Annotated in this window: 22 protein-coding genes and 4 pseudogenes; 18 read left to right on the top strand and 8 right to left on the bottom strand. The window is 40.8% G+C overall.

The features are described 5' to 3' along the window. Nucleotides 1-3 precede the first annotated feature (3 nt). The 3 genes from gcvPA (at nt 4) to CSV77_RS02645 (ending at nt 4,202) form a co-directional block, all read left to right on the top strand. Complete coding sequence (gene gcvPA / locus CSV77_RS02635; RefSeq protein WP_099672171.1) at nt 4-1,350, top strand: aminomethyl-transferring glycine dehydrogenase subunit GcvPA; 1,347 nt, start codon at nt 4-6, stop codon at nt 1,348-1,350. After that, nucleotides 1,343-2,830 (top strand): aminomethyl-transferring glycine dehydrogenase subunit GcvPB, encoded by a 1,488-nt coding sequence (gcvPB, locus tag CSV77_RS02640; protein WP_099630097.1) that lies wholly within the window; start codon nt 1,343-1,345, stop codon nt 2,828-2,830. Before gcvPA ends, gcvPB begins: the two co-directional genes overlap by 8 nt. A 535-nt stretch (nt 2,831-3,365) precedes the next feature. Next, nucleotides 3,366-4,202, top strand: a complete 837-nt coding sequence (locus tag CSV77_RS02645) for a malate synthase (protein WP_099672172.1) — start codon at nt 3,366-3,368, stop codon at nt 4,200-4,202. A 472-nt stretch (nt 4,203-4,674) separates the two neighbouring features. Here CSV77_RS02645 and CSV77_RS02650 read toward each other — a convergent pair. The 4 genes and pseudogenes from CSV77_RS02650 to queC all read right to left on the bottom strand — a co-directional run bounded on the left by CSV77_RS02650 (nt 4,675) and on the right by queC (nt 8,740). After that, nucleotides 4,675-6,715 (bottom strand): annotated as a pseudogene (locus CSV77_RS02650) (catalase). 305 nt (nt 6,716-7,020) lie between these two features. After that, the gene (gene queF, locus CSV77_RS02655) at nt 7,021-7,509 is read right to left on the bottom strand and encodes a preQ(1) synthase (RefSeq protein ID WP_099672173.1); all 489 of its coding nucleotides are present in this window, start codon (nt 7,507-7,509) and stop codon (nt 7,021-7,023) included. A 14-nt stretch (nt 7,510-7,523) separates the two neighbouring features. Continuing rightward, nucleotides 7,524-8,075: a VUT family protein gene (locus tag CSV77_RS02660; RefSeq protein WP_099672244.1), complete on the bottom strand. Its 552-nt coding sequence runs from the start codon at nt 8,073-8,075 to the stop codon at nt 7,524-7,526. Then, complete coding sequence (queC, locus tag CSV77_RS02665; protein ID WP_099672174.1) at nt 8,075-8,740, bottom strand: 7-cyano-7-deazaguanine synthase QueC; 666 nt, start codon at nt 8,738-8,740, stop codon at nt 8,075-8,077. Before queC ends, CSV77_RS02660 begins: the two co-directional genes overlap by 1 nt. A 496-nt stretch (nt 8,741-9,236) precedes the next feature. On the opposite strand from queC, the gene CSV77_RS02670 reads away from it, so the two are divergent. Together CSV77_RS02670 and CSV77_RS02675 are read left to right on the top strand one after the other, a co-directional pair. Beyond that, entirely contained in the window at nt 9,237-9,668 is a 432-nt protein-coding gene (locus CSV77_RS02670) for a DUF1801 domain-containing protein (RefSeq protein WP_099630092.1), read from the top strand. 80 nt (nt 9,669-9,748) lie between these two features. Next, nucleotides 9,749-10,297, top strand: coding sequence for a DUF7010 family protein (locus tag CSV77_RS02675; RefSeq protein ID WP_099672175.1), 549 nt, complete (start codon nt 9,749-9,751; stop codon nt 10,295-10,297). 195 nt (nt 10,298-10,492) lie between these two features. On the opposite strand, the gene CSV77_RS02680 is transcribed toward CSV77_RS02675, so the two are convergent. The 3 genes from CSV77_RS02680 to CSV77_RS02690 form a co-directional block, all read right to left on the bottom strand. Next, nucleotides 10,493-10,657, bottom strand: coding sequence for an aspartyl-phosphate phosphatase Spo0E family protein (locus CSV77_RS02680; RefSeq protein WP_099672176.1), 165 nt, complete (start codon nt 10,655-10,657; stop codon nt 10,493-10,495). A gap of 438 nt (nt 10,658-11,095) precedes the next feature. Then, a complete protein-coding gene (locus tag CSV77_RS02685; RefSeq protein ID WP_099672177.1) occupies nt 11,096-12,361 on the bottom strand; it encodes an ATP-binding protein in 1,266 nt (421 codons plus the stop codon). A 59-nt stretch (nt 12,362-12,420) separates the two neighbouring features. Then, nucleotides 12,421-12,816 carry a rhodanese-like domain-containing protein gene (locus tag CSV77_RS02690; RefSeq protein ID WP_199173114.1) on the bottom strand — a complete coding sequence of 132 codons (396 nt, stop codon included), beginning with the start codon at nt 12,814-12,816 and terminating at the stop codon, nt 12,421-12,423. 129 nt (nt 12,817-12,945) lie between these two features. Here CSV77_RS02690 and CSV77_RS02695 point away from each other — a divergent pair, with 129 nt between their 5' ends. From CSV77_RS02695 to CSV77_RS02720, 6 genes and pseudogenes are all read left to right on the top strand, one after another. Next, on the top strand, nt 12,946-13,779 hold the full coding sequence (locus CSV77_RS02695) for a lipoate--protein ligase family protein (RefSeq protein ID WP_099672178.1): 834 nt from the start codon (nt 12,946-12,948) through the stop codon (nt 13,777-13,779). 163 nt (nt 13,780-13,942) lie between these two features. Beyond that, nucleotides 13,943-14,740 (top strand): annotated as a pseudogene (locus tag CSV77_RS02700) (ribonucleotide reductase N-terminal alpha domain-containing protein); the annotation flags it as partial. A gap of 326 nt (nt 14,741-15,066) precedes the next feature. Further along, a pseudogene (locus tag CSV77_RS02705) lies at nt 15,067-15,705 on the top strand (vitamin B12-dependent ribonucleotide reductase); the annotation flags it as partial. A gap of 86 nt (nt 15,706-15,791) precedes the next feature. Next, nucleotides 15,792-16,271, top strand: coding sequence for an HNH endonuclease (locus tag CSV77_RS02710; RefSeq protein ID WP_099630084.1), 480 nt, complete (start codon nt 15,792-15,794; stop codon nt 16,269-16,271). Between the two features lie 213 nt (nt 16,272-16,484). After that, a pseudogene (locus tag CSV77_RS02715) lies at nt 16,485-17,603 on the top strand (vitamin B12-dependent ribonucleotide reductase); the annotation flags it as partial. Between the two features lie 234 nt (nt 17,604-17,837). Further along, complete coding sequence (locus CSV77_RS02720) at nt 17,838-19,265, top strand: carbon starvation CstA family protein (protein WP_099672182.1); 1,428 nt, start codon at nt 17,838-17,840, stop codon at nt 19,263-19,265. A gap of 113 nt (nt 19,266-19,378) precedes the next feature. Here CSV77_RS02720 and CSV77_RS02725 read toward each other — a convergent pair whose 3' ends face one another. Further along, on the bottom strand, nt 19,379-20,368 hold the full coding sequence (locus tag CSV77_RS02725; RefSeq protein ID WP_099672183.1) for a DUF1385 domain-containing protein: 990 nt from the start codon (nt 20,366-20,368) through the stop codon (nt 19,379-19,381). A gap of 122 nt (nt 20,369-20,490) precedes the next feature. Between CSV77_RS02725 and CSV77_RS02730 the strand changes: the two genes are divergently transcribed. The 7 genes from CSV77_RS02730 (at nt 20,491) to CSV77_RS02760 (ending at nt 24,859) form a co-directional block, all read left to right on the top strand. Next, entirely contained in the window at nt 20,491-20,916 is a 426-nt protein-coding gene (locus tag CSV77_RS02730; protein WP_099672184.1) for a hypothetical protein, read from the top strand. Nucleotides 20,917-20,986: 70 nt separating this feature from the next. Then, on the top strand, nt 20,987-21,433 hold the full coding sequence (gene aroQ, locus CSV77_RS02735; protein WP_099672185.1) for a type II 3-dehydroquinate dehydratase: 447 nt from the start codon (nt 20,987-20,989) through the stop codon (nt 21,431-21,433). After that, nucleotides 21,430-22,488 carry a M24 family metallopeptidase gene (locus CSV77_RS02740; protein WP_099672186.1) on the top strand — a complete coding sequence of 353 codons (1,059 nt, stop codon included), beginning with the start codon at nt 21,430-21,432 and terminating at the stop codon, nt 22,486-22,488. Before aroQ ends, CSV77_RS02740 begins: the two co-directional genes overlap by 4 nt. Nucleotides 22,489-22,512: 24 nt before the next feature. Then, the gene (efp, locus tag CSV77_RS02745) at nt 22,513-23,070 is read left to right on the top strand and encodes an elongation factor P (RefSeq protein ID WP_099672187.1); all 558 of its coding nucleotides are present in this window, start codon (nt 22,513-22,515) and stop codon (nt 23,068-23,070) included. A gap of 266 nt (nt 23,071-23,336) precedes the next feature. Further along, on the top strand, nt 23,337-23,546 hold the full coding sequence (locus CSV77_RS02750) for a hypothetical protein (RefSeq protein ID WP_029054553.1): 210 nt from the start codon (nt 23,337-23,339) through the stop codon (nt 23,544-23,546). After that, nucleotides 23,547-23,924 (top strand): stage III sporulation AC/AD family protein, encoded by a 378-nt coding sequence (locus tag CSV77_RS02755; protein WP_099672188.1) that lies wholly within the window; start codon nt 23,547-23,549, stop codon nt 23,922-23,924. It abuts the gene before it with no gap. A 35-nt stretch (nt 23,925-23,959) separates the two neighbouring features. Then, the gene (locus tag CSV77_RS02760) at nt 23,960-24,859 is read left to right on the top strand and encodes a stage III sporulation protein AE (protein WP_158232006.1); all 900 of its coding nucleotides are present in this window, start codon (nt 23,960-23,962) and stop codon (nt 24,857-24,859) included.

Genomic DNA, 24,859 nt, shown 5'->3' on the forward strand with positions numbered 1-24,859 from the left:
ATTATGAAGCATCGTTATCTACCTATGACGGAGCAAGATCAGAAAGATATGCTAGAAACAATTGGAGTTTCCTCTATTGATGAACTTTTTTCAGATATTCCAGAGAAAGTACGATTTAAAGGGGAGTATCAAATTAAACCGGCTAAATCCGAAACATCTCTTTTAAAAGAACTTGGACGTTTGGCTGCGAAAAATATAAATGCTCAAGATTATGCTTCGTTCCTAGGAGCGGGAGTCTATGATCACTATCGTCCAATCATCGTAGATCACGTCATTTCACGTTCTGAGTTCTATACAGCGTATACACCATACCAGCCCGAAATTTCACAAGGTGAGTTACAGGCGATTTTCGAATTTCAGACGATGATTTGCGAATTGACAGGCATGGAGCTAGCGAACTCTTCCATGTATGACGGAGGCACGTCACTTGCTGAAGCGGGGACACTTGCTGCAGGTCATACACGCCGTAAGAAGTTACTTGTATCTGCTACGGTTCACAACGAATCACGCGCAGTTGTGAAGTCTTACGCAGACGGGCAATACATTGACGTGGTAACGATTCCACATACAAACGGTGTAACGGATATCGTTAAACTTAAAGAAATGATTGATGATGAGACTGCAGCAGTGCTCGTTCAATATCCGAACTTTTATGGCCAAGTAGAAGATCTACAAGTAATCAGCGATATTGCACATGAACATGGGGCACTATCGATCGTCTCGGCTAATCCACTTGCACTTGGACTCTTGACACCACCTGGCGCGCTTGGAGCGGATATTACGGTTGGAGATGCACAACCATTCGGAATTGCGGAATCATTCGGTGGACCACATTGTGGGTATTTCGCAGTATCGAAAAAGTTGATGCGTAAAGTTCCTGGTCGTCTAGTTGGTGAGACGAATGACGATCAAGGGCGTAGAGGATACGTACTGACATTGCAGGCGCGTGAGCAACATATTCGTCGTGACAAAGCAACATCCAATATTTGTTCGAACCAAGCGCTGAATGCTCTTGCGGCATCCGTTGCGATGACAGCCCTAGGTAAAGAAGGAATTAAAGAAATCGCTTATCAGAATATCGCAAAAACAGCTTATGCGAAACAAGCATTTGAAAAAGCTGGATTTGAAGTGAAATTCGGTCCTGCGCATTTCAATGAACTCGTAGTGGATTGTAAATCACCTATTAAAGATGTCAATAAACGCTTACTTGAACAAGGAATTATTGGTGGATATGATTTAAGTCTCGTAGATGAGAGTCTGGCGAATCACGCACTGATCGCTGTAACAGAACAACGTACGAAAGAAGAAATCGATGCATACGTGCAAGAACTGGAGGCTATCCATGCATAAGGACAATCAATCACTCATTTTTGAACTATCCAAACCCGGACGAATCGGTTATAGCTTACCTGAATTAGATGTTCCTGAAGTAGACGTTTCGTCCATTTTGTCTCAAGGCGTAATTCGTACGGAAGACGCGGAACTGCCTGAAGTATCTGAGTTGGACATCATGCGTCACTATACTGCGTTGTCTAACCGTAATCATGGTGTCGATACAGGATTCTATCCATTAGGTTCTTGTACAATGAAATACAATCCGAAAATCAACGAAGCAGTTGCTCGTTTCCCAGGATTCGCACGCGTTCACCCGCTACAAGACGAATCCACTGTACAAGGTGCACTCGAAGTAGTATACGATCTGCAACAGCATTTAGCTGAAATCACAGGTATGCCACAAGTTACATTGCAACCTGCAGCTGGCGCGCATGGCGAGTGGACAGCATTGATGATGATCCGTGCTTTCCATGAGGCGAACGGTGATACGCAGCGCACGAAAGTACTTGTTCCAGACTCCGCTCACGGAACAAACCCAGCTTCTGCAACGGTTGCTGGCTTTGACACTGTGACAGTGAAGTCGAATGAAAAAGGCTTAGTAGATCTTGAGGATTTGAAGTTAAAAGTAGGTCCTGATACAGCGGCGTTGATGTTAACGAATCCGAATACGCTAGGTCTTTTCGAAGAAGACATCTTAGAAATGGCGGCAGTGGTTCACGGAGTCGGTGGAAAACTCTATTACGACGGTGCGAACTTGAATGCGGTTATGTCCAAAGCACGCCCCGGCGACATGGGCTTTGATGCGGTTCACTTGAACTTGCACAAGACGTTCACAGGTCCTCACGGCGGTGGGGGACCAGGTTCAGGTCCGGTAGGTGTAACAGATGAATTGGCTGCTTTCATGCCAAAACCCGTTGTTCAAAAAGTAGATGATCGCTTCGTGTTGAATTACGACGTGCCACAATCTATTGGTCGTGTGAAGCCGTACTACGGAAACTTCGGTATTTACCTACGTGCGTATACGTATATTCGTTCAATGGGTCCTGACGGCTTAAAAGCTGTAACGGAATACGCAGTACTCAATGCGAACTATATGATGCGTCGTCTAGAGCCATACTTCGACCTTCCGTATACACAACACTGTAAACACGAATTTGTTTTGTCTGGTCGTCGTCAGAAGAAACTTGGTGCACGTACACTCGATATGGCGAAGCGTTTGCTAGACTTTGGTTATCATCCGCCAACCATCTATTTCCCGTTGAACGTAGAAGAGGCTATAATGATCGAGCCGACAGAAACGGAATCCAAAGAAACATTGGATAACTTCATCGAAGCGATGATTCAAATCGCTAAAGAAGTAGAAGAGAATCCGGAAATCGTTCAAGAAGCACCACACACAACCGTCATTGGACGCCTTGATGAAACGAAGGCAGCGCGTAAGCCTGTGTTGCGTTATATAAAAGAACAGTCACCAGTAGAAGAAACAGTACAATAATAAAATACATTGAATGGAGCGCCGCTGAAAGTTAGCGGTGCTTTTTGAATTGAAAATACTATAGCACTCTGGTCACTCTTCCGTTATACACAGGGTGTTTGAAGAATACAATATTAAGAACCAATAGATCTCGGAAGAGAAATAATGATTCGATTTTTATACGCTGTAAACCCCATGGTTCATGAAGATATCTCGCGGCACGTGTGGACTACATAAGGATACCAGTAAGAATAAAACTAGTTCTAAACATAGTCTCGTAAAATCAAAATTGTATATTATACGATAAACAAATGACCAATGTCAACCATAAATTTGAGAAAATTCGATTTATGTGTTATACTGTATATGTACAAGTAAACAGGACGGTATGTAATACTCCTGCGCAACTTATTCCAGTTAGGAATGAAGGGCGCATTTTTTGAATTTGAATAATGGGTGGTTGTATTTCAATGAAATAATATGTGAAAACACGGATTACGTTAATTAGATTAACTGTAAAGTAGTTATCAAAGAATTTATAGGAGGAGATTGTCTAGTGAATTTAATTAATGAAGAAATTACTCATAACGTGTTTGGTGAAGGAAATATCGTGGAACACGAGGAGTCGTTCATCACCGTGGACTTCAATAAAGATCGTAAAAGATTTGTCTATCCCGATGCATTCGAGAATTTTATTACTTTAAACAATCGAAGTATGGCAGAGTCTTTAGAAAAGGTCTTCGTGGAACGAAGAGCAGAAGAAAAAATATTGGAAAAGAAGCGTAAAGAAGAAAAGGCTATCCAGGTGCTTGAACAGCAACGTAGGGAAATATTAAAGAACCATAAAATTCATGAAAGTTCACAAATTGTTTTCTGGTTAGATAAAGAAAGACAGTCGGAAGTATTTAGCGATTGGGAAATATCTACTGGAAGCATACAAAGCGGGAAGAATAAAGGATTACCCAACCCAGTAACTCGTTTGCGTCCGAACAGTGCAGGTGTTCTGACGGTGAGAACTTCAGATCAAGCGGAAACGGAAAGAACCATTACGGGTCTTTTCATGGTTGATGATACGTTTACTGGAAGTATCGGCGAGGACGGTTTGGTGCCTACACACCCTGAATATAGAATTCAACTTACAGAAGAAGAAGCCGAGAAAATGCTTTTCTGGAATTACTATAAAAATAAGAACTATCCTGAACGTACATCATGGAATTCAGGTACATTCCGTTACTTTGATAATATTTGGACTGCTCAAATTTTAAAAGATATTATCGCGTTAAAGACGGATGAAGAGCAAATCAAAGAAGCACAAGAATTTCTGAACTATTTTTGCAAATTAAATGCCATTGACATAAATAATATTCCGGAAGCTGAAGGAGTTTTACGTTAACGTGTAAAATGACTTTGGATGGAATACTTTATTACATTACACATAAAGCTACCAGATACGGGCACGTGATGACGAGCCGGTACCTGGTAGCTTTTCACTTTTTAAAATTGTTCTATTGGTATAGCGTACAGAATAAAAAGTGGTTATCGAGGGGATTCATTGTGGATCAACATCGTGCCAATACTTGGCGCATCATTAGCAGTCATTCTGTTATCAATCAGCCTATAAAATGAAGACTCAAAGAGGTAAATATTTGGATCGTCTTGTCTTTTAATTTCCCAGGTAATGAAAAGCGATGACCATCATTACGATGAAAAGCGTGGTATATGTTAGCGCAAAAGAAGTGAGAGTTCATATGTTTCAGAAATAATATAGTGACTTTGTCATGATGTGTTTTCGAAAGTTATATTCATGGATTTGAATACAAAGAAGCGTCACTCTAAATGAAGAGTGATGCTTCTTGCTTTACATATTAGTAAATATCTCGTTCCCAAAAACGTTGCTGTGTAATAGCGAGTATAAAATCATCAGTAAACGTAGCGCTATTTTCTCCAAGTACGATACCCGGTCCCTTTTTTGCGTCAGATGCTGTGAAAATAGTATTTCCGGTTTTGGCAACGCCAATCGGTTTATAATGTCTGAATGCCTCATTGATGAAATAGACACTTTCGGCATTGAACTTCGCTTGATTGGCTGCGTTTCCGCCTACTACATAGAGAGAGTCGAATAAAACGGGTGCTGTAGTCATAAACGTTTCATTGACATGAATCTCCAATCCGTTCTTACCTGTTACTGTACCAAGCTTCTCACCGATCGTATAGGCCCAAACTCCATACATTGATAGATGTTCAATTGTCGACTTCACTTCTTCGTCAGAGAAACCGTCACCAATGAGAATACCGACCTTCAAACTGTATGGATAGCGGGGGGGTATTTTCTTGGCTCAGCGCAGGGGATGACTCTGTAACATTGACTTGTTCACCTGTTGGCTTATTCACTCCTACATTGATTGCGATTGTTGTAGCCATTTCCTGATCGACGTTTGCGAACATATCCACTACTTGTTGTCTCACACTTATACTATTCACTTTTCCGACCTCAAAGATAAACGCGTTAATAATATGTTGTTTTTCCGGCGGTGACATACTATTCCAGAAGAGTCGAGCTTGAGAAAAGTGATCTTTGAATGATTCGCTTCGCGCTTGAATAATTCGACCTTCCACTTTTTCAGCATAGTGAACAAATCCGCCTTCTTTTGCTGTGGAAGTGGAAGGTGTATTATCAGCCAAGGAATTTTTATGATAACTTACTTTGCCGACATCAATCCGCTGACGATTGAATCCATTTCTCTGATTGTTATGGAATGGACATACTGCACGATTAATCGGAATTTCTGTAAAGTTTGGCCCGCCGAGGCGGTATAGTTGAGTATCGAGATAAGATAAGAGTCTTCCCTGTAAAAGTGGATCATTAGTGAAATCTATACCTGGCACTACGTTGCCGGGATGGAAGGCGGCTTGTTCAGTTTCAGCAAAGACATTCGTGACGTTTTGATTTAACGTCATTTTGCCGATGATTTTAACAGGCACTATCTCTTCTGGCCACAATTTTGTTGCATCGAGAATGTCAAAATCGAACATGAATTCGTCTTCTTCTGCAATCAATTGAACGCCAAATTCATATTCAGCAAAATAGCCTTTATCAATACAGTCCCATAGATCTCTACGTTGGAAGTCCGCATTTTTTCCTGCGATTTTTTGCGCCTCATCCCATACTAATGAATGTACGCCCAGTATCGGTTTCCAATGAAATTTTACGAAAGTAGCTTTACCTTCGCTATTAACAAACCGAAATGTATGGACACCAAAGCCTTCCATCATTCGCCAACTTCTAGGAATGGTGCGGTCTGACATTTGCCACATTACCATATGGGCGGATTCTTGATTGTTTGCTATGAAATCCCAGAAGGTATCATGGGCAGAGGCTGCTTGAGGCATATCTGTGTCCGGTTCAGGTTTGACTGCATGAACAAGATCAGGAAATTTCATGCTGTCTTGGATGAAAAACACAGGTAAATTATTTCCGACCAAATCGTAATTTCCTTCTTCTGTATAAAACTTCACCGCAAAACCCCGGACATCTCTTGCCGTATCAACGGATCCAAGATTTCCAGCTACGTTAGAAAAACGAGTGAAAACGGGTGTCTTCTGTCCTGCTTTCTGGAGAAAGTCAGCTGTTGTATAGTCTTTCATTGATTCGTATAACTCGAACTCACCATGTGCTGCATATCCTCTTGCATGAACAACTCGTTCAGGAATCCGTTCACGGTCAAAGTGCATGAGTTTTTCTTTTAAATGGATTCCTTCCATTAAAGTAGGTCCACGTACTCCTGCTTTTAATGACTCTTCATCATTGGATACTTTCACTCCTTGATTGGTCGTCAGCTTTTTCCCTTTATTGTCCACTTTAAATTGATCCAACTGCTGACTTTTTCGATTCTGTTTTCTATTCATATTTTCGTTTGCCGATTCATCTTTCACGAAATCCCCTCCATTTACTGGTATATGATGATGAATACTTTACGTCCCATTTATACCGTATGTGTAAGCGAAGATAAAAATTCCGATAGTTTATGTGACGAAATTAAACTACATACATTTTAATGGAAGGCCCAGGAAAGGATGTAAAGTATAGCTATGTATATCATTTGTTTTGCATTGTATGGCAGTTTTTATATATGTTCCGCTCTATTTTAAGACAAATAGTAAAATGCCAGGCACGGAGACAATTTCGAATTGTCTGTGCCTGGCAAGGAAAATTATCTATTATCTATCTTTTCGGGATATAAATCATGTTGAAAAAGTCTTTCTTTAGCCATTTGTTCAAAATACGTTCCAGGTTTCCCGTAATTGCAATACGGATCAATTGAGATACCACCACGCGGGGTGAACTTGGCCCATACTTCAATATAGCGTGGATCCATTAAATGAATCAAATCTTTCATAATTAGATTTGCACAATCTTCATGAAAACCTGGATGATTTCGGAAACTGAACATATAAAGCTTTAACGATTTACTTTCTACCATTTTCACATCAGGAATATAGGATAAATATATGGTAGCAAAGTCAGGTTGGCCAGTGATTGGACAAAGGCTAGTGAATTCAGGAATATTAAATTTAACAAAGTAATCATTGTCTTGATGTTGATTTTCAAACGTTTCTAAAATGTCTGGATCATACTCGTAGTTATATTTTGTCTCTTGATTGCCGAGTAATGTCAGGTTGTTTTTACTGTTTTCTAGCATTTTTCAAACCCCTTTTAATGTACTTCTGAGATATTTGGTTCATATATATTTAGCTTCATCACAACTTGTCTAATTCCGCCCGCTACAATTAACTGCATTAACACTTTCGCTATCCATTGTCCGAGTATGGCAAATGGAACTAATTCCCATGGAACGAAGTGAAGCCCTAGTGGACCGATACCAATAATTACAAATAAACTAGAGTCTAAAAAGCCGGCCACAACACCGGAAAATAGTACTCTTTTTACAAAAGGTAATTTAAAGCGGGTGTAAATTTCAGTATCTGCTGTTTCCGAAACAATAAAACTAAGTGTACTTGCGAAGACGATCCAAAGTTGATCCCCTAATAAATGACTTGTAAGAGCAGATAATAAAAGTGCGACTCCAATCAATATGTATGTTTGATGTCTACCGAATCTATTTTGGACCATATCTCTCATGACAAGTGTTAATCCAATGAACAAAGTACCGTATGGAATAATGAGTGGACCCAGTTCAAGTGGTGCAAATCGTGCTGTAATTACATTGGCAAGAATGATGGATAATAAATAAATCGTAATTCGGATCATGAGGCATGTTGTCCTTGTAAGTATTTCTCTAGTCCGTCATTTCTCAGCTTGCAAGCGGGGCATTCTAGGCAGCCATTGGCAATCACGCCGTTATAGCAAGTTAATGTGTTGTCTCTTACGTACTCCAGCCGACCCATTTGATCCGCTAATTTCCAAACTTCTGCTTTGTCTTTCCACATTAAAGGAGTGATTAAATCAAATGTATAGTCCATTGCTAAATTCAGCGTCGTATTTAAAGAACGAATAAACGCATCACGACAATCCGGATATCCACTAAAATCCGTCTCGCTTACACCGGTTATAATCGCATTCGCGCCAATTGATTTAGCATAGATTGCTGCAAATGAAAGAAATATATGATTCCGTCCCTCGACAAATGTATTGGGGACACTTCCTTCTTCCGCTTCAATTTGCATGTCGCTTCTGGTCAAGGCGTTCGAGGTTAACTGATTGAGAACGTCCATTTGGATGATTTTTTGTTTAACCCCTAAGTCTTTCGCGATCTTTGTAGCGCAATCAACTTCCGACTTATGTCTTTGCCCATACAAAAACGTGACGGTTTCTACTTCATCAAATTCTTCCATTGCCCATAATAGGCAAGTGGTAGAATCTTGTCCGCCACTAAATACTACAACTGCTTTATTCACTCTACATTCCTCCATAGTTTTGTTTTTAGAGGGGATGGTTACGAACCCTCTGCAATAATCGAAGTCACTTACCTACATATAGCTAAGACACCTATGATTATCAATAGTTAAATATACACGTTACTTATACTTTTCACAAGTAGATTGAGAATGCTACTTGTTACTGGTATCTTTAATAAAACATAATGAAAGATGAAGCAATATTCATGTTAGATAATATTTTTATAGCCGCGACAATTAGGAAAGTGATTGTAAAAAAGATTGATTTTTCTGGTATTTAAATAATGCAAAGGCATATGTGTGATACTAACGTCATCGGGACGACAGTGCGATGTCCTTTCCATAAAATCAATAGGCGATACCAGTGCTGTAATCAGTCGTCTTTTCTAGCATTATGATTAGTCGTATTTTCACAATGGCAATTACCAAAGGGTTCAAAAATCGAATAATGATCTAGAAATCATTATGAACTCCGCAAAAAACAAAAAAATAGTAGAATGGAGATCATTCAATGTACGAATTAAAAACTAAAGAAACCGATAGTAGTGTTATTGAATTTATTGGGAACATTGATCAACTTAGAAAGCGGGAAGATGCTTTTAAATTACTGGATATCTTCACCGAAACGACGGGGTATAAAGCTAAAATGTGGGGACCGAGTATTATAGGTTTTGGCAAATATCATTACAAATATAGTTCTGGTCATGAAGGGGACGCGCCCATCGTAGGTTTTTCCCCACGAAAAGCTAAAATCAGTTTATATATAACGCTTGAAAGTGAACAGCGAGAGAAACTATTAAAAGATTTCGGGAAGCACACAACAGGTAAATCTTGTATTTATATCAACAAAATCACGGATATTGAAATAGAGGTATTAAAGAAATTAATAAAACAATCTGCGGCGTTTATTAAAGAAATCTATCCAAATACTGAAAAACTATAGAGCGGAGTACGTGTACTAGATATTCTTTGCTTAATTTAGCAATACTGTTTACAAGAGAAGAGGAAAGGTGGAAGATTTCTTTGACGATAGGTGAGATGAAAAACGATTTATCGATTAAAGGGAGAAATGGGATCTCATTTATCCTATCTGCTAGTGTGATTTGGTTGATTATTACCATTATATTTATGCAGTCATTAGAAATAACGCAGAAAAATATAGGGATGCTTTTTTCGACAGGTTTAATGTTCCCACTCTCAGTTGGTATTTCATCTGTATTAAAGACCGATTGGAAATATAAAAATAATGCCTTAGGTAGTCTAGGGTTATATTTGAATCTAGCACAGATTCTTTATTTTCCGATACTTTTTTGGAGTATGATAAAAAGCCCACAGGATGCAATTATGATATTTGCCATTATTACAGGGGCGCATTTTTTTACGTATGGGTGGTTTTATAATGCAAAAGCTTATTATATATCGGCTCCAATGATTGCGATCGGCATAATGTTTTTAGGCCTTTATACAACGGCAGACAATCTATGGATGATTCCTCTCTCTATGGTAGGCGTATTATTACTATTAAGCTTCGCACTCCATCTGGATTATAGAAAGGTAGTGAAGCGAATATGACGGTATTTACTGAACTATTCTCCTTCACGCAATTGGTAGCCTAGCGATTTCCATAAAATCAAGTGATAGTGAATGTCGGATTTTATTGAAGTTTTAAATGACAAAGTTTTAGGCAATATAAAAAGACAGTTCCAAAACGGGAACTGTCTTTTTTGCTTGGAACTATTATGGATACTATGTATGGAACTTCAATAGTTATGAATAAATTCCTTGCACTCTGTTCAATAGGCTATCCAGTCGCTGGCTACTTCTCACCACGCTTGGATGTGTGATTCCCAAGAACTCGGCTTTCTTATACATGATAATTCTTTTTACTTCAATTCTTAACATGAGTAGTTTTTTTTTAATAGATTTATTCATTTTCTTCCTCCGTAATATATATTACGCTTCAAGTCATGTGGCGGTTATCTCGTTCGTCATAGAAGCAACTTTCTTATCATATATAAAGCGAAATGAAAAGTATGTCGCATTTTGACTGACTACTATATTATTTTCAGATTATGACGGAAATGTGTATGATGATTGATAATTCAAGCATTATAGGCGGAATAAAACACCCTTAAATCGACACTACTGTTGTTTAATGTATAAAACACTGTGAATAATAGAAGCTTACTATTATATACTTGTCATCATATATAATTACTACATATACAAGCCATTGCGGCCTTTGAAAGTAATGCGCTTTTTTGTATGGAGATCAGAATCTAGAACTAGACTGAGTGACACTGCGTAAAAATATACATAACCAAGGAAAAGAGGTTGTCTTGATCAAGTCAAGGCAACCTCTTTTTCGGCTTAATAACCTATTGTTGAATCGGTTTCCCAGTCATCTCGAGTAGCTTGTCGATGCTGCTTCTGTAACTGGCGGATTCGTTCTTCATATTGAATGTTCTTCTCATAATGGTAAGTAAGCGCAATCGACATATATAATTCATTCAACTGTGATACCGAAAGGCCTTTTGTCTGCTTCGCTATTATTTCAATTTGTTCTTCCGAAAGTATCTTTTTGCGATCCAGTTTATCCATGTATAGCTTACGGACTTCTCGTGTCGGGGATTTGATTTCATATGTGCTGTCAAATCGGCCTGCGCGGTTGATGAGGGCAGGGTCAATGCGTTCAGGATAATTGGTCGTACCAATGATGAATAGGCCGTCACGGACATGTACGCCATCTAGAATGTTCAGGAATGTGCTTCTCATATGTTCGGGCATGGAGTCCATATCTTCAATGACGAGGATGGCGGGTGCTAGGCGTTCGACTGTAGTGAACACTTCTTGTACGGAATGACTTCCTGTGAATTCCGTGATTTGCCAGTAGACGACAGGTGCGTCAGTTGTTCCGGTGATAGAACGCACAAGCGTCGTTTTGCCGTTACCCGGAGATCCGTACAGCAAGATCCCTCTTTTATACGGCAGTCCGTATTCTTTAAAGAAAGCCCCACCGTCTCGGAAGAATTCATCGATAGAACGAAATAGATCATTCTTCAAATGTTCATCGAGTAGGACATCACTGCGCTCGATTTGTGTGCCGGCGCCATACGTCTTTTTTTCCATACCTTCTTCCGTATCCACTAAATACGTAATATTCGTTTTCATCGCTTCTCGTTGTAGTTGATTCAGTACTTCGATGAAATCTTTGACGTGACTCGCAGATGGCGCAAATACTGTGTGCTCTGACCAGGTGGAGCCTGTTGCGACATAATAGCTAATATTGGCGATGGCGATTTGATGTTCTGGGAAGAATAGCAACTGATTGTCAATTGTTTCAGCGCCTTGTAGTGAAAATGCATCAGTTGATACGTCTTGCTGAATCTTTTGTGTCGGCAATGTGGCGTAGATATGACTAAGTGATTCGTACGGTAATTGTTTGCGATGAATCAATTCAGGAAGCATCGTTTCTGTGTAAGAAGCGAATTCATCTACTTGGATGATTTGCCAATCGGTAGGTGAACGTTGTTGAAGTGTGTCAAGAATCGCTTCAATGACGACACCGTAATTGTGATAATGTGTCAATTTTTCGTATTGTGCCGAATGAAGTGGAATTAAAAAAGATGGTTTCATTACTAAAACACTCTCCCTATAAATAAGTAGATCCCCCTTTTTAAGGAGGATCTACAATGTTATTTTGTTTTAATTTTACCTGACCACTGTTTAAATCCACCGCGTAGCTGATAGATTTCTGTACAACCTTTTTTCTTCAAAAACAGCGCTGCACGGCCTGTACGGCTAGTGTTTTGGTCATAAAGATAAACGGGTTTATCGGGGCGGATTTCCTTATAGCGCTGTGAGAACTGTGTAAATGGAATATTACGCGCACCTAAAATATGTCCAGCTTCGAAATCTTTTGGTTCACGCACATCGATCAATTGTGCTTTGCGATACCCTTTAATAAACTCTTCTTGTGTCAGACTGGTCAATGCCTTCCCGACCCGTATGTATGTTATAACGAAATACAAAATGACCGCGAGCACGGCTACTCCCAAAATATAATAACTCAAAAAAACTTCCCCCTTCATCAATATCTCTATTATAAAGATTATCTGGCATCAGTTCAATCCTAATGATAAAATGAAATGCGTTATTGTTTTTTTCATTGACGATTTCCTATACTATTGGTGGAGTATAAACACGAAGGAGAATAGATTATGACAAAAGCCGTGTGGCATTATGTAGACTCTGGGAAATGTAGTCCTTCCTTCAATATGGCGCTGGACGAAGCGCTGCTTGACTTACATAGCCGAGGTGAAATCGGACCGGTTCTGCGTTTTTATGAGTGGGAACCCGCTACATTATCGATTGGGTACTTCCAGCGTATTGAAAAAGATATCGATATGGAAAAAGTGAAAGAACTTGAGCTTGGATTTGTCCGAAGACCAACAGGGGGGCGTGGTGTCCTGCATGAACATGAGCTTACATACAGTGTAATTGTTAGTGAAAAATACCCGAATATGCCGGAGACGGTGACAGAAGCATACCGTGTGATTTCTGGCGGATTGCTACAAGGATTTCGTAATCTAGGGCTTCAAGCAGAATTCTCGATTCCGGATCAAGAAATCACAGCGCAATTACGAAGTCCAAAGAGCGGTGTTTGTTTTGATGCACCAAGCTGGTATGAACTTGTCGTCGAAGGTAAAAAGGTTGCCGGCAGTGCCCAAACACGTCAAAAAGGCGTGATTTTGCAACATGGAGCAATTTTGATGAGCTTAGATGTCGATAAATTGACATCTATTTTTACCTATTCATCGCCCGCTTTGAAAGAACGCGTACGTAGAACGTTGCCAGATCGCGCAATTGCGATTGACCGATTGACGGACCGGAAGATTTCATTAGAGGAATGTAAACAGGCCTTTTCTAAGGGATTTGAAGCGTCGCTCGACATTTCATTGGAACCACTTGAATTAACACCGGAACAGCTTGCTTTGGTCCATCAAATTGAAAAAGAGAAATATGCCAATGATGACTGGAATTTCAAGAAATGAAATTAGTACTTTGGTTTTATTTTTTTGTTGAAATGTCGTAATATCAACGATTTTACGTTTTTGAAAAATACATGTCGATTGATATACTATTCAATATGTAGTAGATTATTTAATAAGCTAAACACTATATATAGTGTTTGGAGCGTTATGAGGAGGATGTTATATGGTGACGATGTCAAAACAAGGCGAACCAATGCTCGATAAGCAACAGCTGAATGAGGATATTGCGAATTTCCCTCAAGTTCACCCGGTTACCGAGGATATGAAGCTGACTCACAGCGGAGTATCACGTCTAGTAATGATCGATCGGTATTCATTTAAAGATATGGAAAAGAAGTCATTAAAAGAAGGCGATTTTGTCGTTCTTACAGTGAGGGAAGATCCAAAGTTCCCCGCTCGTGGGTTAGGTTATATTACAAAACTTGATAAAGCGAACGGAAAAGCGGAGATCTGGATCGAGCCAGAATATCGTTCATCGATCGATGATTTGGACGAGCAACAAAAAGGAATGATTACACGTCCCCTTGAAGTGATTGAGAAGCCGCTGGAAGTGTTCTACGAGCAAATTGCGAAACGTAATGCGACTGGGCTTGCATCTGTTGAAAAGACGGAAGATAGAAGAATACAGTCGTATAACATGTTCTATGATCAGTTGAAGGCATTGAACTTCATTCCAGCTGGTCGCGTGCTGTATGGCGCAGGATCGGATACGGATGTCACGTTCTTTAACTGTTATGTGATGCCGTTTGTACCCGATTCCCGTGAAGGAATTTCCGATCACCGCAAGCAAGTGATGGAGATTATGAGTCGTGGTGGCGGTGTAGGAACGAACGGTTCAACATTGCGTCCACGCAACACATTGGCGCGAGGTGTCAACGGTAAGTCATCTGGATCGGTTTCATGGCTGGATGATATTGCGAAGTTGACTCATTTGGTTGAGCAAGGCGGATCAAGACGTGGTAAAGTGAAGTGCCTCGTCTATAAATAAACCTCGTGAATTGCTGGAAACTCTTATGACTTGTTGGCTACAACGTGACTGGAAACGGTGAGCGTGAATGCTTGAAAACAACAAGTGGTGAAAGACAATCAGCAGCCAAGCCTCTAAGACGAATGTTATGAGGAAGGTTCAACGACCATCGAAAGCATGCGAACAGCAGAAGCGAGTAGAGTAGGGTTCAAGCGAACTCGAAGTGCGAGGACACCTCAATAGGTGTAAGATATGGTCTGAACTCTATGGTGACATAGAGAGTTGATGTAGCGTATCAACGTAACATAATGGCTCAGATGATCATGTTATCAAACTGGCACCCGGATATTTATGAATTCATCATCTCCAAAATGCAAAATCCGCGAATTTTGCGTTATTTGATCGAAAACACAGAGGACGAAATGATCAAGAAGTTGGCAGATGAGAAACTGAATTTCAAACCTTTGACAGCACAAGAAGAAGCGATGTATCAAGGTATCACAAACTATAAACAAATCCCAGGTCAAGGCGGTTTTAACGCAGCGATTATCCGTGACGCTGAGCTGAAGCTTCAGGATGGCGGAACGTACTCCGTTCATAATCCGGAATTCCTGACAGGAGCGAATATTTCGGTAACATTAACGGATGACTTCATGAAAGCGGTGGAAGAAGACGCGGATTACGACTTACGTTTCCCGGCAGTCGAAAATTATTCTCCTGAACAGATGAAGTATTATAATGAACAGTGGCATGAAGTTGGCGATGTACGCGAATGGGAACGTCTAGGTCACGAAGTTCGTGTGTATCGTACGATTAAAGCCCGCGCACTATGGGATTTAATTAATATCTGTGCTACGTATTCAGCGGAACCAGGCATTTTCTTCATTGACAATGCAAATGACGACACGAATGCGAAAGCGTACGGACAGCAAGTTGTAGCAACGAATCCGTGTGGTGAAGTTCGCCTCACGTTAAAAATTGCGGGATGAAGCGGGAAAGCTGAGAAATAGTATAATTAAAAGAAAATTAAATTGACGAGGGGCTTATGAAAAAAACATGTAAAACTTGTGGTGTTACTAAAACTGTTAATGATTTCGAAAAAAGGGTAGATAGCAGAGATGGATATAGACAACAATGCAAAGTATGTAAAAAGAACCATTCAACTTATTCTAAAGCTAAGTGGGCTGAAAATGATCATATTTCTTTTTGGAGGGTTAGATCTTACAGCTTTAACAATGCCAAGGGAAGAAGAACTGGAATTGCTGCAAAGGTAATTATTAACTCTAAGCCTATTTCTGGAATGGAACTGAAGCTATTGTATGATACTGATCCTTGTTGCCATTATTGTAGAATACCCCTAAATCGAGAAGACATTGTTTTTGACCATAAGCAACCACTTTCAAGGGAAGGGAAACATGAAATTAATAATATTGCTATTTCCTGCAGTGATTGTAATAATTTAAAAGGAATTAGAAATATCGAAGAATTTCTTGAATTTCTTCTTGTTTATATAAGTCGATTTTGAAGTTAATTATACTTGCCAATCCGAACCGAAGGCTAGAAGTAAATTTTTAGTCAGGGGCAACGCATACCTGGTGATCCTGATTGATCCTGATCAGACTATAATCCAGGCACGAGACCGCAACACTGTATGAATGACGCAGTGAAAATGTATGCTGAACTTACAGGAAGACAACTGTAAGAACTAGAGGATAAAAAGCCTTTAGGATAACAACTGGAACAACCACTTGCACCATATTCTGTCTGTAATTTAGCTGCTGTCAATCTTGCTGAGATGGCAGACAAAAATACGAAGACGGTTAACTTTGAAAAGTTGAGAGAGACGGTACGGACTGGTGTGCGTATGCAAGATAACGTCATCGATGCTACACCGTACTTCCTTGAAGAAAATAAAGTACAAGCTCTTGGCGAACGCCGTGTAGGTCTGGGTGTGATGGGACTTGCGGATCTTCACATCTACTGTGAAAAAGAATACGGCTCGCCTGAAGGAAATCAATTAGTGGATGAAGTATTTGAAGCAATTGCGACAACTGCTTACCGCGAATCGATTGAATTGGCGAAAGAAAAAGGAAGTTTCCCGTTCCTAATTGGTCAAACGGATGAAGAAACGAAAGCATTACGTCATGCTTTCATTAATTCTGGCTTTATGAAGCGCATGCCGGAAGATATCCGCGAAGCGATTTTGGAACATGGAATTAGAAACTCCCATTTATTGACAGTTGCACCAACTGGATCCACTGGAACCATGGTAGGGGTCAGTACCGGGCTAGAACCTTATTTCTCATTCACATACTACCGCAGCGGACGCTTAGGTAAATTCATCGAAGTAAAAGCAGCGATTGTAGAAGAGTATTTACAGGCTAATCCTGATGCAGATCCGAATAACTTGCCTGAGTGGTTTATTTCTTCAATGGAATTATCACCAGAAGCGCATGCGGATGTGCAATGTATCATTCAGCGCTGGATCGACAGCTCGATTTCTAAAACCGTTAATGCACCACGCGGCTATACAGTGGAACAAGTCGAGAGTGTGTACGAGAGATTGTATAAAGGCGGGGCAAAGGGCGGTACAGTATACGTCGACGGTAGCCGTGATGCACAAGTACTAACTCTGAAAGCGGAAGATAATATTCCGGATACCGAAGAAGTAGTCGAAGTGACAGAACAGCCGAAAGTCGTGCTCGTTAATACAATCCAAGCATTGCGTTCTACAAATGTTACAATCGGTTCAGAAGTGGGCGACACATGTCCAGTTTGCCGACAAGGTACAGTAGAAGAAATAGGTGGATGTAACACGTGTACCAATTGCCAAGCGCAGTTGAAGTGTGGTTTATAATTCAATACTAGACAAAACCCCGAATGCACTTATGCATTCGGGGTTTTGTACTTTCATTGGAAAAGGATAACAGCCTTCTCTTGTAGGTAAATATCGTATTCGTAATAAATTTAAATTATTTCAAAAAACTATGTTGATATAATTTTCAAACTATTATATGCTAAGTTGAAAATTGTTTGATAGTATAACTATCTATCAGACAAATACATAAAAAGACGAGAAAGAAGGGGTTTCATGCTGACATTTTTATCATCCATCGTCTTATTAATCATTGGTTACCTAACGTATTCGAAAATGGTCGAAAAGGTATTTGTGATTGATGATGCAAGGAAAACGCCTGCCTATACACAGGCTGATGGGCTGGATTACGTGCCGATGAGTTGGTGGAAAGGCTGGTTGATCCAATTACTGAACATCGCAGGCTTAGGCCCAATATTCGGGGCAATTGCGGGCGCGTTATATGGACCTGTCGCATTCATTTGGATTGTGTTTGGTAGTATTTTTGCAGGAGCTGTTCATGATTACTTTTCTGGCATGTTATCTCTAAAACACGGCGGTGCTCAATTCCCTAAAATTGTAGGAGAGTATTTAGGTGATTTCGCCAGAAGTTTCATCAATGTGATTTCAATTGTTTTAATGGTTCTTGTGGCGGCTGCCTTTACTGCAGGGCCAGCGCAACTTATTTCATCCATTACACCGCTGTCATTTATCGTGTCACTTATTATTATATTTGGTTACTTCGTGTTGGCGGCTATTTTGCCGATCAATAAAATTATAGGCCGTTTATATCCAGTGTTTGGGGTAGTGTTGATCGTGATGGCAGTTGGAATCGGCGGCGCGTTATTATTTGGTCCTGAAAAAATCCCGAATTTAACTTTACAGAACTTACATCCTGGAGAGTTGCCAATTTGGCCATTGCTGATGGTAACGATTTCTTGTGGAGCTATCTCTGGTTTTCACTGTACGCAAAGTCCAATTGTTTCCAGAACGATGAAAAAGGAGTCGGAAGGCCGGAAAGTGTTTTATGGCGCAATGATTGCGGAAGGTATCATCGCAATGGTGTGGGCTGCGGCAGGTATGACATTCTTTGGTGGTACGGCAGGATTGCAAGGCGCCTTGGCAGCGGGTGGTCCTGCAGGTGCAGTAAACGAAATTTCGAGTACATTACTAGGTTCGTTTGGTGGAATGTTAGCTATTTTAGGTGTGATTATTTTGCCGATTACAACGGGTGATACAGCTCTTCGTTCAGCGCGTATGATTTTCACGGAAGCGACATCTAAGTGGTTGAATCCCAATAAAAAGTGGGTGGTTTTGGCTAGTACATTGCTATTAGGTGTACCGATGTTCTATCTATCCACAATCGACTATTCGTTCTTATGGCGGTATGTTGGCGGCACGAATCAACTGGTAGCAGCCATCATGCTTTGGACCGCAACCTCTTATTTAATCAGAGAAAAGCGAACACATTGGATTGCAGGAATTCCTGCACTGTTCATGACTGCTGTCGTCGTGACATACTGGATGTATGCTCCTGAAGGTCTACATCTAGACTACGCTGTATCTGTAGGTACAGGATTTGCAGTTTCAGGTGCGATTGGTGTGTTTTACATACTGAAAGTCATTCAATCCAAACAAGTTCCAGTTATTGTGAGTGAACAATAGAAAAAAGGGCCTTTAGCGAATGTGCTAAGGGCCCTTTTTACTTTCATGAAAATTATTGTAAAAATATGAGCCTCGAACATGTAAAAAATACATTCGAGGCTCTTTGTTTAATCTTATGAAAGAAGAGGTTTTGGCTCATTCTCTTCTTCGGTTTCTGCTGCTAGTTGGGGATTCAACACACCTACTCCGTGTTCTTCCACTTCCAATAATTTTTCGAAAGAAGCAATGGCAACTTCTACTTGCTTGTCGTCTGGCTCTTTTGTTGTTAATAATTGCAACCAAAGCCCAGGGTATCCTAGATAACGAAGTACCGGTACGTTGCGCACCGCATTCGTCAACTGTAATACTTCAAATGATATGCCGAGCACTACCGGAATTAACAAAATCCGATTGAGGACGCGCAACCAAAGTGGGTCGGTTGGAACTAAGAAGTAGATGAACATTCCGACGATGACCGTGAACAAAATGAAACTACTACCGCATCGATAATGCAATCGGGATTGCGACTGTACATTTTCTACTGTCATTTCCATATTACTTTCGTAGTTATTGATGACTTTATGCTCTGCGCCGTGATATTGGAAAACCCGCTTGATCAGCGGTGTCATAGAAATCAATCCGATATACGTCAGTAACAAGAATAGTTTAAAGAAGCTTTCGATCATAATTTGTGCCGTTTTGCTAGGTGCCACGGATTGAAATAACTCCGCTAAGAAAACGGGTGCAAGTGTAAAGACGAACTTACCAAAAATAAACGACAACACTCCGACTGCCGCCACTCCAAGCACCATGACTAGTTTCGACGTCTTTTCTTCTTTAGCATGTTCCTCTTCTTCGCCAGGCATCACATCGTAGCGATCACTTGCAAACGTTAAATGCTTAGAACCATTACCAGCCGATTCGATTAGCGCGACAATACCACGAATTAAAGGAATTTTTTTTAATTTGGTGCGTATCGGATGTGATTCTCTCGGTACATGGTAGTACTCGATCGTATCATCTTTACGGCGAATGGCTGTCACCGTATCCTTCTTTCCACCGAACATTACACCTTCTATAAGTGCTTGACCTCCGTATGCCGGAGGAGTTTTCTGTTGGCTCATAACATACCCACACTTTCTGTCGTAAGAAACGATATTCCCATTGTACTAAAAAAAGTGAAATTGCACCATTGAGATGTTTAAAAAGTTGTAAATTGCCCGACACTGGAATGGGAGGTATTGTCATGAAAATTACATCAACACATATGTGGACAGCTGTTGTGGCTGCAGTACTATCTATCATTTCACTGAAATTCCTAAAAGTTTTCAAATTTATAAAATGGTCACCAATAGGCTGGACAAAAAAACTTCATATGCTTACGACTTTTCCTGGCTGGTTTAAGTGGGTGATATTGGGAGTCATCTGCTTCTTGCTATTTTTTATCCTGTACTTTATTGCACGTCTGACGATTAGGATTCCACCTACTGTTTCTTCATTGATCGTCACAATTATTGTAATACTCTTCATTGAATGGATGATCCACGTCAAAGCAGATTTGACAATGACACAATTCATTAAAAAAATATCGATACCGTTTGCTTGTTTGTTTGCGATGATCTTCCGTTTCGTCATCGGAACATCTGTCTACATGAAAAAAACAATAGGCTAGAACAGTATTAGTATGTCCCGCTACTGCATTGTGCTAAAATAGGGAAGAAAAATGAGTGGGAGGGGATTTAATGGAACTGTTACTCTTAAATGGTCCAAACTTGAACCGATTGGGCAAAAGAGAACCGGATATTTACGGGGCGGAGACACTTGCAGATATTGAAAGCCGAATACAGCGTCTAGCGGATGAATCAGACATCACGCTCGCGTGTTTTCAATCCAATATAGAAGGTGAGCTCATCAATAAGATTCACGATGCCGAGGATCGAGAAATTGATGGGATCATCTTCAATCCGGGCGCATTTACACACTATAGCATTGCGCTTCGTGACGCAATCGCCTCTATTTCCGTTCCGGTAATTGAAGTCCATATCTCAAATATACATACTCGTGAAGAGTTCCGACACACGTCTGTCATTGCGCCTGTTGCAGCAGGGCAATTGTGCGGTTTTGGAACAGCGGGCTACGATCTTGCCTTCCGAGCGTTTTTGTTAAAACGAGAGGTGAGACCGTCTTGAAAATAGAGCAATTAAGAAAATTACTAAAAGAACAGCAACTTGATGCATTAGTCATCACAAATCCGTATAACCGTCGCTATATGACAAACTTCACGGGATCTGCTGGGACGGCAATTGTTTCACAAGATGATGCAGTATTCATTACAGACTTCCGTTATATGGAGCAAGCCAATGACCAACTAAAAGGCTATCGCATTGTCCAGCATACGGGCACGATGATCCAAGAAGTTGCGAATCAAGTAAAAGAAATGAAGATTGATACACTAGGCTTCGAAAAAGAGGATCTCAGTTATAGTCAGTTTGAGATGTATAACGAACAGATAAAAGCGAAACTAGTGCCTGTCGCAGGTTTAATAGAGAAATTACGTTTAATTAAGACGCCGGAAGAAATCGAAGTGTTGAAGCAAGCAGCAGCCATCGCGGACGCGGCATTCGTTTATATATGTTCGGTCATCCAAGCAGGTAAAACGGAGTTGGAAATCGCCAATGAATTGGAGTTTTTCATGCGGAAACAAGGTGCGACATCCTCCTCATTTGACATAATTGTCGCTTCTGGTGAAAGAGGGGCTTTACCACATGGGGTCGCATCTGATAAAGTGATTGAGACAGGTGATTTAGTTACAATGGATTACGGTGCCCTCTATAATGGGTATATCTCGGATATTACGAGAACCGTTGCGATCGGTGAGCCTTCTGCCAAACTTCGTGAAATCTATGAAGTTACGTTACGTGCCCAAGAACTGGGTGTGGAACAAATTAAGCCCGGCATGACTGGTATCGAAGCCGACGCAATTACACGCGACTATATCAAGTCCAAAGGGTATGGGGAGGCATTTGGTCATTCAACCGGTCATGGGATCGGCATGGAAGTTCACGAAGCTCCAGCCTTATCATTCCGTTCTAAAACGGTGCTTGTGCCGAATATGGCGGTTACCGTTGAACCAGGAATCTATCTTCCTGGTGTAGGTGGCGTGCGGATTGAAGATGATATACTGATTACAGAAACAGGTAATGAACGTTTGACAAAGTCTACTAAAGAACTGCTTATTTTATAATCGGTTAAAAATGGAGGAATACGAATGATTTCAGTAAACGAATTTCGTACAGGATTAACAATTGAAGTTGATGGTGACATTTGGCGCGTAATGGATTTCCAACACGTAAAACCAGGTAAAGGTGCAGCGTTCGTTCGTTCGAAACTGCGTAATCTTCGCTCAGGGAACGTGAATGAAAAGACATTCCGTGCGGGAGAAAAGGTAGAAAAAGCACAGATCGATAATCGTAAAATGCAGTATTTATATGCTGACGGTGATATGCACGTATTCATGGATAACGAATCTTACGAGCAGATCGAACTATCTGAAAAGCAACTTGAATATGAACTGAAGTTCTTGAAAGAGAATATGGAAGTTCACGTCATCACATATAAAGATGAAGTACTTGGCGTTGAATTGCCAGTGACCGTTACGCTTGAAGTAGCTGAAACAGAGCCAGGAATTAAAGGCGACACAGCGAGTGGCGGTTCAAAGCCAGCTAAGATGGAAACAGGCCTTGTCGTACAAGTGCCATTCTTTGTGAACCAAGGTGATATGTTAGTCATCAACACAGAAGAAGCGGAATACGTTTCCCGCGCATAAGTAGATACGTAACAAGGGTGTCCCAGAAATGGGGCATCCTTTTTTGCGTGGAATTAAGTTCAAGAACTAAATCTTTGATAAATCTTTGATAAATGTTTGTTAAATGTGAGTGGTTCGGGATGGAAGCTCCACAGAGAGCGCAAATCCCCACGCCAATAAAAACTACTCCCTATCTTTTTCAATCCGCAATGTCCCCTATACTTTTATACTTTTGCATATCTAAGAAGCGTACTTCATAGAGTGGACTATGGAGGAGGCGTAGCGGGATGGAACTGAATGATTTATTGCGCATCGCCGGCGTTGGATTGGTGATTGGGGTACTTCACGTGTTCTTCGAGCAAACAGGCAAGAAAGAGTTCTCATTTTTCCTATTTTTCTTAGCGTATCTGTACATCTCGATCGAGTTGCTGATGTTCCTTAGAATATTCTTTACGGAGATTACGGAATTCTTTAGCTGGCTATCCATGGCGATGTAAATGGCGATTCTCTTTCAATTATTTGTCGTGTATCTCTTGCTGCTTCTGCTTTCATTTGCCGCACCTGCCTTGCATCCCATTCTTTATACCGCGCTATTCTTACTGGTTACAGTGTATGTATTATTCACGGTCCTGGTACCTTTTGGGTCGACATTGTTAGCGTTGACGGAAAAGTTGCCGTCGCCTTATGCGACGCTACTAGTAGTGAGTGCAGGTCTGTATTATGTGGCGGAAGTTCTGTCGCTTCAGATGAAAGATGAGGGGTATGGGGCCTTCGGGCAGTTGTTTCAGACCAGCATGAAAGTAGTCATTATGACATTGTGGCTGCCGTATATCACGCAATTGATCGAGACAATTCACGCGTTCATTCCCTGGTGAACGAATCCTAACAATAATGAATGGACGAGACAACTATGTTGAATATTCTGCAGGAAAGTATCGCGGGTATCATCGGACCATTTTTCTTGTTGCTCATCATGTTGCTCATTGCTTCTCTTGTCGATTTCTTTCTCCCGGCGTTTCAAAAGTGGACGAGGTTTCTGTTACTCATCCTCATTTTAGTATTGCTGATTGAGCCAGCCAAGGAAAGTTTTGAGCAAATCCAAGTCATCACGCACACGATTGCTTCATTATTCCTTGGGATGTATCCATTAATTGCTGCGATGATTTTGGCTTCTGGTGCAACGTTTGGCGTCTTGAATTTCCAACCCGCTATGTTGTTATTTGCGCAAGGGGCTGTCGTTTTTGCAGACAAGTTCCTGTTGCCGGTGTTATTAACGGCGCTGTTGTTCGATATTTTCACGCGATTGGTACCAGAAATTGCCTTCACGCGAATGGCGGATTTATTGCGTACGTCATTGCTTGCATTTGTTTCTGCCATGGTGGCAGCGTATTCCATTTTTATTACAGCGGGTGGAGCGCTGTCTTGGACGATGAATGGTGCTATGAATGAGCCGTTGAAAGAGCTGATCAAGAACAACATTCCTGTCATCGGTTCATTGTTGACGGATACGCTCGGATCAATTGGACGGTATTCTTCCGGCGCCACGGCTTATATGAGTATTTGGCTGCTCGTATCGATCTGGACGATCGCGCTATTGCCGGCAGTTAGAATTCTATGTATTGCCTTTATGTTTAGATGGACAGCGGCAATCATTGAACCATTTTCGCAAAAGGAAGTGTGCGGTTTACTAGACGATATCGGTCGTACGTTGTTTGTTTTATGCGCCATTTCATTTTTGCTGACATTCGCTTTCATCTATACAACGATTTTCATTGTGACGTTCATTAAACTGATGACGTTCGGGAAATGA

The organism is Sporosarcina sp. P16b, from assembly GCF_002743065.1.
Lineage (GTDB): Bacteria > Bacillota > Bacilli > Bacillales_A > Planococcaceae > Sporosarcina.

Bases quoted from the DNA above. Each gene is read 5' to 3' on its own strand.
- gcvPA (WP_099672171.1), top strand. From the start codon at position 4: ATGAAGCATCGTTATCTACCTATGACGGAGCAAGATCAGAAAGATATG.
- gcvPB (WP_099630097.1), top strand. From the start codon at position 1,343: ATGCATAAGGACAATCAATCACTCATTTTTGAACTATCCAAACCCGGA.
- queF (WP_099672173.1), bottom strand. From the start codon at position 7,509: ATGCTAGAAAACAGTAAAAACAACCTGACATTACTCGGCAATCAAGAG.
- queC (WP_099672174.1), bottom strand. From the start codon at position 8,740: ATGGAGGAATGTAGAGTGAATAAAGCAGTTGTAGTATTTAGTGGCGGA.
- CSV77_RS02670 (WP_099630092.1), top strand. From the start codon at position 9,237: ATGTACGAATTAAAAACTAAAGAAACCGATAGTAGTGTTATTGAATTT.
- CSV77_RS02680 (WP_099672176.1), bottom strand. From the start codon at position 10,657: ATGAATAAATCTATTAAAAAAAAACTACTCATGTTAAGAATTGAAGTA.
- CSV77_RS02685 (WP_099672177.1), bottom strand. From the start codon at position 12,361: ATGAAACCATCTTTTTTAATTCCACTTCATTCGGCACAATACGAAAAA.
- CSV77_RS02690 (WP_199173114.1), bottom strand. From the start codon at position 12,816: ATGAAGGGGGAAGTTTTTTTGAGTTATTATATTTTGGGAGTAGCCGTG.
- CSV77_RS02695 (WP_099672178.1), top strand. From the start codon at position 12,946: ATGACAAAAGCCGTGTGGCATTATGTAGACTCTGGGAAATGTAGTCCT.
- CSV77_RS02710 (WP_099630084.1), top strand. From the start codon at position 15,792: ATGAAAAAAACATGTAAAACTTGTGGTGTTACTAAAACTGTTAATGAT.
- CSV77_RS02720 (WP_099672182.1), top strand. From the start codon at position 17,838: ATGCTGACATTTTTATCATCCATCGTCTTATTAATCATTGGTTACCTA.
- CSV77_RS02725 (WP_099672183.1), bottom strand. From the start codon at position 20,368: ATGAGCCAACAGAAAACTCCTCCGGCATACGGAGGTCAAGCACTTATA.
- CSV77_RS02730 (WP_099672184.1), top strand. From the start codon at position 20,491: ATGAAAATTACATCAACACATATGTGGACAGCTGTTGTGGCTGCAGTA.
- aroQ (WP_099672185.1), top strand. From the start codon at position 20,987: ATGGAACTGTTACTCTTAAATGGTCCAAACTTGAACCGATTGGGCAAA.
- efp (WP_099672187.1), top strand. From the start codon at position 22,513: ATGATTTCAGTAAACGAATTTCGTACAGGATTAACAATTGAAGTTGAT.
- CSV77_RS02750 (WP_029054553.1), top strand. From the start codon at position 23,337: ATGGAACTGAATGATTTATTGCGCATCGCCGGCGTTGGATTGGTGATT.
- CSV77_RS02755 (WP_099672188.1), top strand. From the start codon at position 23,547: ATGGCGATTCTCTTTCAATTATTTGTCGTGTATCTCTTGCTGCTTCTG.
- CSV77_RS02760 (WP_158232006.1), top strand. From the start codon at position 23,960: ATGTTGAATATTCTGCAGGAAAGTATCGCGGGTATCATCGGACCATTT.